The 13,859-nt window shown below is 69.0% G+C and carries 14 protein-coding genes; 5 read left to right on the forward strand and 9 right to left on the reverse strand.

Translation table 11 applies throughout. The features are described from left to right. Positions 1-5: 5 nt before the first annotated feature. The 3 genes from dcm to ACLQ2V_RS03735 all read right to left on the reverse strand — a co-directional run bounded on the left by dcm (position 6) and on the right by ACLQ2V_RS03735 (position 3,478). On the reverse strand, positions 6-1,967 hold the full coding sequence (gene dcm, locus ACLQ2V_RS03725) for a DNA (cytosine-5-)-methyltransferase (protein ID WP_425716885.1): 1,962 nt from the start codon (positions 1,965-1,967) through the stop codon (positions 6-8). 468 nt (positions 1,968-2,435) lie between these two features. Continuing rightward, complete coding sequence (locus ACLQ2V_RS03730; RefSeq protein ID WP_425716886.1) at positions 2,436-2,624, reverse strand: DUF397 domain-containing protein; 189 nt, start codon at positions 2,622-2,624, stop codon at positions 2,436-2,438. A 5-nt stretch (positions 2,625-2,629) separates the two neighbouring features. Then, positions 2,630-3,478, reverse strand: a complete 849-nt coding sequence (locus tag ACLQ2V_RS03735; protein ID WP_425716887.1) for a helix-turn-helix domain-containing protein — start codon at positions 3,476-3,478, stop codon at positions 2,630-2,632. A gap of 231 nt (positions 3,479-3,709) precedes the next feature. Here ACLQ2V_RS03735 and ACLQ2V_RS03740 point away from each other — a divergent pair, with 231 nt between their 5' ends. From ACLQ2V_RS03740 to ACLQ2V_RS03760, 5 genes are all read left to right on the forward strand, one after another. After that, entirely contained in the window at positions 3,710-3,898 is a 189-nt protein-coding gene (locus ACLQ2V_RS03740; RefSeq protein ID WP_425716888.1) for a hypothetical protein, read from the forward strand. Next, positions 3,895-4,113 (forward strand): hypothetical protein, encoded by a 219-nt coding sequence (locus tag ACLQ2V_RS03745; protein WP_425716889.1) that lies wholly within the window; start codon positions 3,895-3,897, stop codon positions 4,111-4,113. Before ACLQ2V_RS03740 ends, ACLQ2V_RS03745 begins: the two co-directional genes overlap by 4 nt. After that, entirely contained in the window at positions 4,110-4,379 is a 270-nt protein-coding gene (locus ACLQ2V_RS03750) for a hypothetical protein (protein ID WP_425716890.1), read from the forward strand. Before ACLQ2V_RS03745 ends, ACLQ2V_RS03750 begins: the two co-directional genes overlap by 4 nt. A 197-nt stretch (positions 4,380-4,576) precedes the next feature. Beyond that, positions 4,577-5,578 (forward strand): hypothetical protein, encoded by a 1,002-nt coding sequence (locus ACLQ2V_RS03755; RefSeq protein WP_425716891.1) that lies wholly within the window; start codon positions 4,577-4,579, stop codon positions 5,576-5,578. A gap of 60 nt (positions 5,579-5,638) precedes the next feature. Continuing rightward, the gene (locus ACLQ2V_RS03760) at positions 5,639-5,992 is read left to right on the forward strand and encodes a hypothetical protein (protein ID WP_425716892.1); all 354 of its coding nucleotides are present in this window, start codon (positions 5,639-5,641) and stop codon (positions 5,990-5,992) included. Positions 5,993-6,025: 33 nt separating this feature from the next. On the opposite strand, the gene ACLQ2V_RS03765 is transcribed toward ACLQ2V_RS03760, so the two are convergent. The 6 genes from ACLQ2V_RS03765 to ACLQ2V_RS03790 form a co-directional block, all read right to left on the reverse strand. Further along, positions 6,026-7,579, reverse strand: a complete 1,554-nt coding sequence (locus tag ACLQ2V_RS03765; RefSeq protein WP_425716893.1) for a sigma-70 family RNA polymerase sigma factor — start codon at positions 7,577-7,579, stop codon at positions 6,026-6,028. Positions 7,580-7,717: 138 nt separating this feature from the next. Further along, a complete protein-coding gene (locus ACLQ2V_RS03770) occupies positions 7,718-9,445 on the reverse strand; it encodes a DUF2207 family protein (RefSeq protein WP_425716894.1) in 1,728 nt (575 codons plus the stop codon). A gap of 3 nt (positions 9,446-9,448) precedes the next feature. Further along, positions 9,449-10,015: a LemA family protein gene (locus ACLQ2V_RS03775; protein WP_425716895.1), complete on the reverse strand. Its 567-nt coding sequence runs from the start codon at positions 10,013-10,015 to the stop codon at positions 9,449-9,451. Between the two features lie 70 nt (positions 10,016-10,085). After that, a complete protein-coding gene (locus ACLQ2V_RS03780) occupies positions 10,086-11,450 on the reverse strand; it encodes a metallophosphoesterase (RefSeq protein ID WP_425716896.1) in 1,365 nt (454 codons plus the stop codon). A 152-nt stretch (positions 11,451-11,602) separates the two neighbouring features. Continuing rightward, a complete protein-coding gene (locus ACLQ2V_RS03785) occupies positions 11,603-12,787 on the reverse strand; it encodes a hypothetical protein (protein ID WP_425716897.1) in 1,185 nt (394 codons plus the stop codon). After that, positions 12,787-13,725, reverse strand: coding sequence for a transporter substrate-binding domain-containing protein (locus tag ACLQ2V_RS03790; RefSeq protein ID WP_425716898.1), 939 nt, complete (start codon positions 13,723-13,725; stop codon positions 12,787-12,789). The genes ACLQ2V_RS03785 and ACLQ2V_RS03790 overlap by 1 nt, the downstream gene beginning before the upstream one ends. Positions 13,726-13,859: the final 134 nt, after the last annotated feature.

Raw genomic sequence — 13,859 nt, forward strand, 5'->3', positions numbered from 1 at the left:
GCCGGTCAGAAGAGCCGGAGGCTTCCGGCCTGACTGCTGCGGCACACCTTCTGCAGCGGGCAAGCATCACACATTGGCTCGACCGGCCGACACAGTGTGTTGGCCAGCTCGATGAGACCCAGATGCGCCTTCCGGGCGTCGCTGTCGTCACCAATCATGCGAGCTACGGCCAGCCGACCGTCGGTGAGCCGATTTCTCCGATCGACCGGCTCACCGAGGTAACGGGCAGCTACCCGCAACACGCCCTTCGTGGACAGGACCGGCTCCTCCGATTCGTCCTCACCCGCACGGGGCACGACGAGGATCGCCAGATCCGCCAACGCCTCATGTACTCCAGGAGTACTGCGAAGCCCGGCGTCGTCGTCGAGGACCATCGGGTTGTCGGCCAGCCGTCCTGCCAACTCAATAATCCGTCCCGCACGGACCTCCTTGCCTGTCCACCGCCCGATCTCGCCCAGCTCCGCCTCTGAGAGCACCGTGGCCTGCGGGGATGTCCACCTCGCGAGCAGCGGCCAGAGCGGACGTACGACGTCCACGGAGGCGCGGTCCAGCAGCATCTCCGCCTGGATCACCTGCCATCTCGTGGTCGCCCGCAACCAGGGGAGGCCACGGACCTCAGCGTTGTCGAACCATCCGGCGAGCGATGCCGCAACCTCCCGTGTCGAGGTCTCCGCTGGCCGCGCGGCGGAGATGCTCCGGCGAACAGCGCCAGCCAGGTGCTCGGCGAACAGCGGTGGCACCGCGTTGCCGATCTGACGGAACGCCGCCGACGGTGGTCCGGCGAACCTGAACCAGTCGGGGAAGGTCTGTAACCGGGCTGCCTCCCGCACGGTCAGCGTCCGGCCCTGCCGAGGATGGATGTACCAATAGCCGTCCTTCGCGATGTGAGCTGTGATCGTCCGGGAGAGGCCGTCCTCGTCGAGGCGCTTGTACTTGTCATCGAAGATGTCGTCGCGGTACCGCCTCATCTCCTCAGGGAGGTCGGAGTAGCGGGTAGTGGCGTCCATAAGCTCGAACGCGCGGGCGTCATCCTCACGAACAGGCCGAGTGATGTGGTCGAATACCTTGCGCTTGTCAGCGTCCGTCACATCAGCCCGCATACTGCGCTGATACTCCGTCGTCGGCTCCGCGTAATCGGTCCACCCCTCGGCACCGCCCTCAGGACGCCAACCACCCTCCACCGGCGGAAGATCGCTAATCGCGTTCCATACCGTCACCCGCTCGATCGCATGCGGCGGCCAGTCGAACCGTGCGCCGTCGGCTAGGGCGACCACGATCAAGCGCTGCCGGAACTGTGGGACCCCGTACCGCCACGTGTCGACCACTTGGGCCTGAACGGCGTAGCCCATCGACTCCAGCTCATGGACCATCGTCCGGAAAATAAACATTTCCTTATCCAGCGCCATGTCTGGAACGTTTTCCATCAGCACCGCCGGCGGCCTGGCGAGCCGGATAACCTCGATGAACGACCGCCACAGGTCCCGACGCTCGTCGTACGGGTCGCGCTCCGCATAGCGGACCCGATGACGAATCATCGACCGGCCTGCCTTTGAAAACGGCTGGCATGGAGGACCACCGGCGAGCAGTTCGATCTGGCAGTCTCGCACGAGATCAGCAACCGTGCGGATCACCGCAGGATCGCCCAAGTCCCAGTTGACGCTGAGACCTCCATGGTGATGCCGGTGCGTCTCAACCGCCTCCACATCGTGATCAACGCTGAGCACGACCTCGTAGCCGGCCTTCTGCAGACCGAGGCTCAAGCCACCCGCGCCACTGAAGAGGTCTGCGGCTAAAGGTCTCCCTGCACCTCGGACAGCAGCCGCGTGGGCGAGTAGATCGGCAGCGTCCTCGCAGCTTCCCGGATGGGGGGCCAGCCGCACGAATGGGCCTCTGACCAGCTTCACGCCGTACCCTTCGCGCTTCCTGGGTTTACGGGTAGGGGCAGGGTCAGCGGCGGTCACGGTCATGCACGCTACCGTCGTCGGGGCACGCAAGGCCAGCGACGACCCGGAGCCTGTGGATGGTAACGATTACCCTCACTGCAGCCCCGCCGGCATGTACTGCCCGGAGCAACAGCTCTGGTGGGTCCCGCAACTACCCGCCGCCCACAGCCAGACCTCGAGCTGAGTACGGGCTCGATGCAGTTCGCCGCCCTCCTAGCCTAGGTGACACGGCTGGCTCCTGCCGCCGGCATAGTGCAGTTTCCTTACCGTCGGCGATTCGATGAAACGTCCGGCCCTGCGGCCTGCGTCATACCTACGTCCCGCAGACTGCTTGGCGGCCGCGCCGGCTGCCCACTCACCTCCCCAGTCAGGGCTCCTGTCGTTCCGCGGCGGCCTTCCAAGTTCCTACTTTCAGCGCCGCCGTAAGGACAGGAGCGACGGTAACGCCCAGCGCATGCCCAGCAGCAGCGACCCAACTCGGCTGGTTCAGCACTACAAGCTGAACCTCCCGGCCTTAACGCCTCGCACAAAGCCAACCCATCCGCCGGGGGTGAAGGACAGCGTTGGCCCATCGGAATCCTTACTGTCGCGCACCAAAATGCTTTGGTGTGGCCTCGCAACCTCAACGCAGTCTCCGCCCGCGTTGCTGCGGCTGGACTTCTTCCACTGAAACGTGGTCATGACTGCTACTCCCCTGCGACTGATGCGATGAGCTTGCGCGACTGCGCCTCGCTCAGAGCCTTCTTCTCGATGGCCGACCAGACCGCCTCGTAGGCCGCGACCTCGGCGGGCTTGTCGAGGTAGAGAGCGCCGGTCAAACCATCGGAGTAGATGACTGACGGCTCGTTACCTCGATCGAAGTCGAGGATCGTGAACGCGCCGTTCGCCATGCCGGCACGGTGCAGGCCCACGCCGAACGGGATCACCCGCACGGACACGTTCGGCTGCCGGCTGACGGTGACCACGTGTTCAAGCTGCTCGGCGTCCACACCCCGCCGCAGCACCGCTTCGTCGAGCATGACGTCGACCTGCGGGGCGCGCGGCATGGTGCGCGTCAGCAGGGCTTGGCGGCCGAGCCGGACCGCCACGCCTCGATCAACTTCGTCGGCCGTCATGTCCGGGCGTCCGACCTCGTAGACCTGAGTGGCGTACGCCTTGGTCTGCAACAGACCGGGGATAAGCAGCGGCTCGTACTTCCGAAGACGGGACGCGCCGGCTTCCAGGCCCACGTACAGCTCGAACCACTCCGGGATGGCGTCGCCGTAGGAGTGCCACCAGCCGCGCGCCTTCGTCTCCTTCGCCAGGCCCATCAGCGCCTCGGTAATTTCCGGTGACGCTCCGTAGAGCCTGCACATGGCTTCCACGTCCAGCGACCGCATGGACGTCGCGCCGGTCTCGATCCGCCACATCTTCGGCGTGGACCACTCCAACGCGTCGGCCGCCGCCTTGACCGTCATGCGCGCTTCCTCGCGAAGCTGCCGCAGGTAACGCCCGAGCTGCCGCCTTGGGACTGTCGAGCCGGTATCCGTCGTCACTTGACCCCTGCCTTCCTGTGACTACATACCGGGCGACACCTGCGCTCGGTATGTAACCACCTCTCGACCACCGTGAGCAATGGAGCCTTTCAGGATGAAAGGCTAGCGACCTTTCACCCCGAATGAAACATTGCAATACGGAGTTTCACCGTGTTTTCTGGCCACTGGGTGTGGTGGTCGGATGACCGTGAGTGGCACGGCTGCCACGCCCCCTCACCCGAGGAGGCATGGATGCCCCGGCACGTCACCTACATCGAGTACCTGGTCGCCGTCGCGATGACCCTCGCCCGCCGACACCGGCCGGCCTGGTCGTGGACCCGCTGGCGGTACGTCTGCAGGTGCGGCAACGAGCTGCCCTGCCGACACAGACACAAGATCCCGATACGCCGTGGCCACTGGCCGGGCGAGGAGGACCAGTGACCCGACACGGCCCCGTCCCACCCGTCTGGCTCTGCGCCACCTGCTCCGCCCCCTGGCCCTGCGCCACCGGCCGCGACGAACTGCTCCAGGAGTTCGCGGCCTCCCCGGTCGCCCTGGCCCTCTACATGAACGCCTACTACGTCGCCGCCAGCCAGGACATCAGCTGGGCCCCCGCCGGCACCCTCCACCGCCGCTTCCTCGGCTGGCTCCCATGATCGACCTCCGCGCCGGCACGGTCCTCCACGTCACCAGCGCGGCAAGCGTCCAATTCGTCAAACCGATCTTTTTCCGCCTCATCCGCGTCCGCAAAGACTGGATCACCTACGACCGCTGGATCTGGCTCGACGGCTACCAACTCGACGACAACGGCGAAGCCGTCGCCCAACGCACCATCTACGTACAACCAGCGGGCCTGACCGTCCGGACGAAGCCCTTCCCGGCACCCCACCCACGACCGCGCAGATCCCGGTCGCGCGCCTAGGATCGGCGGCTGGGGCACCGAGCGAGGCGCATTTGTGGCAGTCAGCCGGCCCGCCCGGTGCACAGAACAGCCGTATCGGGCAACTAACCCAGCGCTATCGCAGGTGTGAACGCTTTGTGTACCCTCCGCATTCGGGACCCAATAGGCAGACGAGATTTCGTCGGTGTTGGGCGCAGGTGCGGGCGCGGGAGGGCCGGATGTCGCGGAAGAAGTCCAGGGCAGGGGCACGCAAAGGCAGGCCGCAGCGGCCGGCTGAACCGGGCGAGCAGGGCGCTGCCGATCCTCGATGGCAGCGCCTGAGCAAGCCCACCCTGATCTGGATCGCCGGCGTGATGGCAACTGTGGTCGCTGCTGTCGTGGCGGGATTGGTGACGTGGGTCGGGCCGGAGGCTGTCGACAGCCGCGCAGCCAAAGACGTGGTTCGGGAAGCCGCAGGGTTCAAGGACGACTTTCGCCACACCGTCACCCACGAGAACGGGGGTTGGGTCATCGCGCTTCCAGCCGGCGCCGGTCTGACACCTCAGCAGCGGAGTTTCCTGGAGAAATGGTCGCTCGAGAACTCCGCTGCCGATGGCTACACCCTGGACCGGCTGGCGGAAGAACTACGGGCTGCCGGCGGTGCCGACGTCCCCGAGCAGACCTTACGGTTGGCGCTCGAGGGTCGCCGCAACCAGCCCATCCGAGTCAGCAGCGTTAAGCCCGTCAACATCCGCCGCACCAAGCCGCACGCGGGCACGCTTCTCATTGTCCCGCCTCAGGACTCGGGAAACACGTTGGAGATGATGTTCAACTTCGACGAGGTCGAGCCGCAGGCCCGAATCGCTGAGAGCAGGGACGGCGGCTTCGAATTTCGGCCTGGCGGGCCATTTTTCCAGAAGAAGACCATCACGATCAAGGATGCCGTCGAGGACGTCCTGGTAATCCGTTCAGTGGTCACGCGATGGGCGGTGTCCTTCGACATCCGCATCGACTATTACCTTGGCGACCAGGCAAAGTTCGCCATCATCGACAATGATGGTCACCCTTTTTCCTTCAGCCCGACGAATTGCGTCGAACGCAGTCGAAACGCTGCCGACGGCACCTCACTCGGTGGAGGCTACGCCGGCTACGAGCATGTCTGGGCGCTACGGGACGACTTCCAGGGCATCGAGGAAGCGGCCACACCGAACCGTTATCCGCTCGGCAGCCCTTACTGCTGAGGTCATACCGGCGATCGGCCGCCCGCCGGACGGTCCGCGGGCCCGCACTACCCTGGGCCGGTGATCAAGGACCGTCGGCGGCCCTCCCGCCTCAGCGGTTTCCGGGCCTGTCTCCTCGGCGGGGCCGTCCTCCTCGCGTTGCTGGCGCTCCTCCGGCCGATCACCCGCTTCGAGGACTGCCCCAACTACGGCGGCAACGGCAACGCGAGCGCCTTCGAAAACCCCGCCTGGGACCTCTACCTGACCGCCCTGCTCTTCGGCTGGGCGCTCCTGGTCGTCGTGGAACAAGCGTTGCCGGTCACCCGACGCGGGCGTGGCTCCGTCGACGTCGCGCTGCGGGCTGCCGGCGCGATCACGCTGACGACGATCGCCTCGTGCAGCCTCTTCGTCAACGTGACGCTGCTCTGCCACTGACCGGCGGCGTCGCGCCACCCCGGCGTGCGGCCCTCAGTAGTCGATGTTGATGGCGGCGATCTGGCGCTTGCCGTTCCAGACGATGGCGGGGCCGGCGAAGCGGGAGCCGGTGTAGGTCAGGGCCGTCCTGTGCCCCGGGCTGTTGAACCAGGCCTCCATCATCTGCTCGGGTGACGAGTTGCCCGAGGAGGCGAAGAGGACCTCGTGCCCGCAGTGCTCGAAGGTGCCCCCGTCCAGGTTCCGCTTCACGCAGGACTCCGCCTCGCGGTGCTGCGCCGCGCCCAGCTTGACCTGTGACAACCCGAGCGCGCGGCGCCGCTCGTTGAGGAGCACCAGCAGACGCGCTTCCGCGGCGGAGACGCCGGTCGACGTACCGGCGGGCTTGGTGGGTGCCTTGGTCGGCCTCGACGACCTGGTGGGCGTCGCCGACCTGGTGGGGGTGGGGCGCGCCCGCGAGGGGGTCGGGGATGCCTTGGACGCCTTCGGGGACGGCGACGGGAGCGCTGACTCGGCGGCCTCGGAGGGGGATGCGGTGATCGGGGTCGAGGGCTGGGCCAGGGGAACCTGAGCGTCCGTGACGCTCGCCGGGTGCCGCCCCGGCCCGTCGCCGTACCCGGCTAGGAAGAGCCCTCCCCCGGCGACCAGGGCGACGGCCGCGACGGCACCGAGCAGGCTCTTGGGCAGGGACAGGGCCGCGACGCGGGCCTTCTGCCGCACCCCGGAGGTCATCGCCCGCGCGCCCGCCGGGGCAGCGCCGCGCGACAGGCCGGCAGCGGTGTACGCCCGGTGGGCGACGTCCGAGGCGAGGCCGGGCGGGAGGGGGGTGAGCGCCAGGCCGGCCAGCAGCCGCTCGGCGGGGACCAGGTCGGCCGTGGCCTCCGGGCAGTACGGGCAGGCCCGGATGTGCCGCGCCAACCGCTTGCGCCACAGCGGGGCCGGTCGGCCGTCCCAGTCGGCGGCCGTGTCGAGCAGGAGTGCGCAGCCGGGCCGGGCGGCGAGCGCCCGCACCACCAGTCGGGCGGTGTCCAACTGCGCCTTCATCCGGGCCACCCGGACGGTCACGTGGTGCGCGTCCAGTTGCAGGGCGTCGGCCAGGTCGGCGCGGGAGAGGTGACCGGCCTCGGCCAGCCACCACAGGGACAGCAGGTGGCGGTGGTCGTCGTCCAACCAGCGGGTGGCCAGGGCGACCTCCCGGCGCTGATCGGAGAGGCCGAGCCGGGTCAGGGTCAGGTCCTCGAAGTCGGAGCCCGGGGCTGCCAGGGTGTCGATGTCCTCCGGCGGCGCCGGGGTGCTGCGCCGGTGCTGTTGGTGGGCGCGGACCTCGTTCATCGTGACGGCCACCAGCCAGGACCGGAAGAGCCGAGGATCGCGGACGCCCGCCAGCCCCCGCACGACGCTCAGCATCGTGTTCTGCACCACGTCGTCGACATCCGTCGACCGGTTCAGTGCCCGGCCCACGATGTTGTACACCAGGGGTAGGTAGTGCGCGACCAGCTCGTCCACCGCCGCCTGGTCGCCGTGGCGTGCCGCGTCCACCACCGCCGACAGGTCGGTCCTGTTCGGGTCCGCGTGATAGGTCACGCTCACCACCTCACCTTCACGAGACATCCCGTACGTCAAGGAGATGGGCGCGCGCCCGTCCAGGTCACACAAACTGGCGTGGGTGTCGTCGTACGGGCCGCACGTCACGCAGTCCTGCACCTCCCGCCACGCAGGTCACGCACGTCAGACGCAAGCGGCGCGGTCGCATCGACTGAGCAGCCACGGCAAGTGCGAAGTCCCCACCCGTCCGCTGCCGAGCGCGGTGACCACCAGCGTGCTGTCGCCGACCCGCAGCACCACCCGGTTGCCGCTGGCGTACGCCCCGTCGCCCAGTCCCGGTAGCGCGGTCGTGGTGCCGCGCGCGTTGGCGCTCCACGCGATGCGTCCGGCCGTGCCGCCGGCCCAGGCGGCGCTCAGCACGATGGTGTTGTCGACGTCGGAGCGGAAGTCGACGCGCCGTGGCTGCCGTTCGGCGCGTACGGGTTGGCCGACGAGCCGGGCGACGTCCTCGACGGAGACCGGAAGCGGGCCGGCGGTCTGCGGTTCGCGGACCTCGCCGAAGACGTCCGTGACCGGCGGGTTGGTCCACTCGCCGCCGGGTGCGTCCGCCGGACGCGAGTGTCGGGTCACGGCGACGATCCGCCGGCTCCACCGGCGGGCGGTGATCGTCACCACGTCGCGGTCGCGGCAGCGGTCGCCCCATGCGCTGGGCAGGCCCCAGGCCGTGGTCCGGTCGGTGGTGCCGTCGTCGACGACCAGGTAGTCCAGGTGCGGGTGGTTGTCGTTCGCCCGCCAGGTGCGGCGGGCGAGCACCTGGCCGGTGACGGTCACGGAACGGGTCAGGTCTGCCACGGTGCGGATCAGCATGCAGACGCCGGCGACGATCAGCAGGTGCCCCGGCAGCGAGGACCAGCCGGTGCGGCCGGTGGCAACCAGGGCGAGGGCGCCCGCCGCCAGGATCAGCGCCGCCACGACGACCTGGGCGGCCGTGGTGTTGCCGTACCAGGGCCCGCGCGGGTAGCGCACCCGGATCCGGCGCCAGCCGCCACGGTAGGACGACCAGAGGTCGCGCCGGTTGCCGATGTCGAGGTCGATCACGTCGCTGGCGCGGCGGGTCACGCCCAGCGCGGCACCGTACGCGAGGTAGCGGTCCCACATCGCCACGGCCGACGGCGGCAGCTCGGCGAACTGCTCGTGGCTTCGCAGCCAGCTCCGCACCCCGAGCCAGCGGGAGGCGGCGGCCAGCCCGGCGGGGGTGCCGCGTTCGCCGATGCGCTGCACCAGGCCCGCGAGCACCGCGCTCACCGGGAGGACGGTGAGGAACGTCCAGGTGAGGTGGGAGCGGTACACGGCGACGAGGCCGCACACCACACCGACCGCGACCGCGCCGACGTAGAGCGCCGTCATCATCGTCCGGCCGAACCGGCGCTCCGACAGCCCCGCCGCGCGGGCGTCGGCGACCACGGCGGCGCGCAGCGCCCTGTGCCAGGTCTTGGCCTCCTTCTCGTCGCGGAAGGCCAGCGCCGTCAGCGGCACCACCCCGTCGACGGCGAGGCCGCGGACCCGGTCGAGGACCTGCCGCTCGTACGGCCGCAGCCCCTCCTCGCCCGGACGGTCCGGACGGTCCGGGCGGCCCGCAGCGAGGTGGATGGTGGTCCGGTAGGGGTCGGCGTCCGGCTGGCGCAGCTCGAAGCGGTGTGCGGCGGCCAGGTCGAGCAGCGTCGACTCGGCCGTGGCCGCGCTCGTCGACCAGTCGTCGACGAGCATGCTGACCACGGCGGGGGGCTCCGGGCCCAGGTCCATGGTGGCCGGCCCGGTGACCGGCCGCGCCGGGCGGGTGGCCACCCGACATGCCGCGTACGCGATGAGCCAGAGCCCCACGCAGGCCCCGGCGAGGATGAGGTCGGGCATGGCCTAGAAGCTCACCGCGACGGTGGCGCGGTCGGTGCCGGCGGCCTCGAACAACTCCCGCCGCCGGAAGCCGAGCGGGCCGGCGACCAGGTTCGTGGGGAAGCTCTCGATGGCCGTGTGGTACTGCTGCACGGCGTACGTCAGGAACTGCCGGGCGTAGGCGATCTTGTCCTCGGTGGCGGCGAGCGCGGCCTGCAGCGCCGCGAAGTTCTCGTTCGCCCGCAACTGCGGGTACGCCTCCCCGAGCGCGATGAGGCGACCCAGCGCCTGACTCAGCGCGTCCTCGGCGTCGGCCCGGCCGGCGTCGGCGCCGGGGTGCGCCATGGCCGCGCCGCGCGCGGCCACCACGGCTTCGAGGGTGCCGCGCTCGTGCGACGCGTATCCCTTGACGCTCTCGACCAGGTTCGGGATCAGGTCGTGCCGCCGCGTGAGCTGCACGTCGATCTGCGACCAGGACGCGTCGATCTGGTTACGCATGCGTACCAGCTTGTTGTAGACGCTGATCAACCAAGCCGCGAGCAGCACGACGACCGCCACCACGACGAGCCCGACGACATGAATCGATCTCATGGCGGGCAAGATAGCGCAGCTACCCGGTCAGCTCACCGGCACGGCGGCGACGCGCAGCGGCCCAGACTCGTCACTGGGTGTCCAGGATGTACGCCGCCCCCAGCCCGATGGCACCGACCATGTACGGGTAGGCGGGCCACGTCGGGCCGGTGGGGATCGCGTCCGCCTGGGCCTGGGTGATCTCCCGGACGGCCGCCTCCGAGAGCCGCCAGGCGGCCGACGATCGCGGGTTGACCACGCGCCGCTTCTGCGCGCCGTCCCGAACGAAGACCGGCGACGTGCCGGCGACCCGGATCAGCCGGGGCGTGGCGGGCAGGTCGGCGGCCTGCGGGTACTTGTCGCACTCGGCCACCGGGAGGTCCCAGCGGTCGGCCGGGGTGAGCCCCCACGCGTCCCGCACGGTCGGGTCGGGAATCCAGCGGCGCACGCGCGGGACGCCGGGCTTGAAGGGGAAGCCGGAGATGGTGAACTGGTTGAACTTGTCCGTCAGCCAGCGCTCGTATCGCGGCGAGTAGGTGCGCATCTCCACCTTGCCGGTGGCCGGCCGGAACGTCATGATCCGCAGGTAGCTGTTGGCCACCGGGTCTTCCGGGTCCTGGAAGTCGGTGAGCAGGCCGTGGACGGTGTTTCCGTTGACGCCGGTCTGCGGCAGGTGCCGGGAGTGCCCGCCGGTGTGGCCGCAGGTCACCATCACGATGTTGGGATGCAGTTTGGCCAGGCCGTTCCACAGTTTCACGCCGATGGGGGACATGTCGCCGGTCGATGCCCGCAGGTACGAGTGGACGTTGATGATGAACTGGACGTTCGGGTTCGCCTCGATGATGCCGCCGGCCCAGTTCATCTCCGCGGCGCTGGGGTCCCAGGCCAGCGAGATGATGCCCCAGTCGGTGCCGCCCGCGCTGAATCGGTGCCAGTTGGTGGTGTAGGTGTTGGCCGGGAAGCTGCCGCCCGCCGTTTGCAGGGTGGCGAACCTGCTGTACGGGAAGTGGGTGTTGAACTGGCTGAAGTTGCGACTGTCCTCGGCGCCGGTCACGTCGTGGTTGCCCACCGCGATCGTGTACGGCACGCCGCCGGCCAGCAGCGAGTTCATGCCGGTGCGGCCGAACTCCCACTGCCCCGCGTCGTCGGAGTTGTTGACGACGTCGCCGACGTGGATGACGTACCGGATGTTGTAGCTGCTGTCGCGGTTGGCGTTGATCCATTCGATTTGCTTCGTGAAGGACGCCGGGAAGCCCCGCACCGCGTACTGCGTGTCGGGCAGCACGACGATGCTGAAGCTCTCCTTCGACAGCCCTCCCGCGACGGACGGGGAGCCGGCGGCACGAGCCGGATCGGCGAGCAGGGACGACCCCAGCAGCGGGGTCGTCAACGCTCCGGCGGTGCCGAGAAGAAGTGCACGGCGCGGCACCCGCCGCCCCTCGTTCGCGATTGGCATGCGACACACGCTAGCTTCGCTTCATCGAAATAAATAGATCAGCAATAGGGGTAGACGGCCCGACTCCACAAGGGAGATCTTGGTGAATTCCGGCCCCTGGAGGGGCCGTTCCGTACCATGATTCACGTTGGCCTCGACCGCTGAAAGTAAGCTCAGCCCTTCGGCAGGCAGGCGGCGGGGCTTTCCGGCTTATCGCGGAGCCGCCGTCCCCGCCCCTCCAAGAGCGAGTCCTCAACGTTGAAGTGGCGCACCCACAGCTGGCGCCGGGGAAACTTTGTCTCGCTCGGACAGAGCACCTGCGCCTTCACCTGGCCGATCGGCACGAACCGCACGCCGCCCTGTTCCAGGAGCAGCACCATGCTCACGTCGTCGACGGTGACGACGTAGCCGCGCACGTCCTCGGTCGTGGTGGGCCCGGTCTCCACGGTGATGGCGGTCAGCGGCAGCACCGGCGTGCTGATCACCGGAAGCGCCGCCCAGACCAGCATGAGCAACACGGCAGCCTCGGTGATCGAGGCCAGCGGCCGGATCACCGCGCCGGGCAGCGGCCCGGCGATGCCGAGCGCGAGCAGCGGCGGCACCACGAACAGGACAATGACCAGCAGCTCACCCTGCTTGGCGGCGTCGAGCAGGGTCGGGGCGAGGAAGTAGAGGTATCCGCCGAAGATGGCGGCAACGATCAGGGCCCGGACCACCGGCAGGTCGTGCAGCCGCCGCACGTGGAGCTGGAACGCGGCGACCAACGCCGGCAACAGCAGCGGCAGGTAGAGCAGCGGCCAGGTGATCAGGGCGAGCAGGAAGCTGGCCACCACGAACCAGGCCGGGGTGATGTCCGCCCAGCGGACGAAGAGCGGCCTACGGTGGCCGGGGAGATGGTCGACGCTGGTTCCGAGAACCGCGCCGAGGGCGAAGACCGCGACCAGGCCGGTGGCGAGCAGCCCGGCGGCCGTGGTGAGGAAGCCGGCAAGCAGGTTGGTCGGCCCGACGTTGGAGACCAACAGCAGGGTGGTCTGGAGCTCCCCGCCGGCCTCCACGCCGAGCCGGAGCACCAAGAAGACCGCAGGCACGGCCACCACCGCAGCCCAGAAGGACTGGCTGGCGCGGGCCCGGCGCTCGTCCAGGTGCCGAGTATCGACGGGCTGGGGCGTCGGCGGCCCGTCGTCCACGGTGCCCTGCCGGGGCCTCGGCGGCGGGCCGCCGGCCGCCTCCGCGTCGTCGACGGTGCCCTGCCGGGGCCTCGGCGGCGGGCCGCCGGCCGCTTCCGCGTCATCGACGGTGCCCTGCCGGGGCCTCGGCGGCCCGGCGTCGACGTCGTCGGGAACGGGCGGGACGGTCATCACCGGGGTGCCTCTTCGTCGACGTCCACCAGCTTCGGTGGGTTCATCGGCGGCGGCTGGCGCTTCGGCACCCGCAGCCACGGCCCGAGCGTCTGGTTGTAGGCGATGGTCCAGGGACTGGTTCGCTGCTCCCCCCGCCCCTGCTGGTAGCTCTTGTAGAGAAAGAACGCGACGAGGTCACGCAGCACCGGATCATTCATCGGCACCCCGACGCCGATCTGCTCGCTGGCCCCGAAGGGCATGTCGATGATCGTAAATTTTTTCGGGTGCTCGGAGAGGAAGCCGGCGAGGATGGTCTCGTCCGAGCTGACCGCGTCGAAGCGTCCATCGAGGATGCCCCTGACACAATCGCCGACCGTCTTCTCCGGGTGGACCTTGATCTGGTGATTCCTTAGCTCGACCTCGGTGGTCGAGCCGCCGCTGCTGCAGACCTTGTACTTGGGATCGCGCAGGTCCTCGATGGTGCGAATCTTGTCCCTGAGCCGGTTCGGGACCATCGTCTCCGGCGTGGTCACCAGGTACGGCCCGGCGAAGCTCACCTGCTTCTCGCGCTCCTCGGTCATCGAGAAGCTGGAGACCACCAGGTCGACATTCCCGTCCTGCAGGTAGCGAATGCGGTCTGCGGTCGCCACCGGAACCCATTCGATTCTCTCGGCGCCGTAGCCGAGCTCGTCGGCGATGTAGCGGGCGATCTCGATATCAAACCCGCTGTAGTTGCCGTCCCGCAGCTCCCCCAGCAGAGGGCTGTCGGTGTAGACGCCGATCTTCAACTTCGGCTGGTCGTGGATGTGCGTGTTTCTCAGCATCTCCTTCACGGAGGGGAACGGCGGCTCCTGCTGGCTGTCGTAGCCGGCGGCGGCGGCAAAGGTCAGGGTCAACGCGACCGCCAGGGTGGTGGCGACCGAGCGGACCCGGGACCGGGTGAGGAACTGATTCATCGGCGACCTCGCTGACCGGTGCATCTGCTGCATCTGCGGGCCACCGACAGTAGCGGTCCGCCACCACCAGCGTGGTCACCCCTTCAGCCGGCTCCGGCGGGACGACGGACGCCCGAGCGCCGTCGTACCCCGGC

The sequence above is a fragment of the Micromonospora sp. DT233 genome, from assembly GCF_049841815.1.
In the GTDB taxonomy this organism is placed as follows: domain Bacteria; phylum Actinomycetota; class Actinomycetes; order Mycobacteriales; family Micromonosporaceae; genus Micromonospora.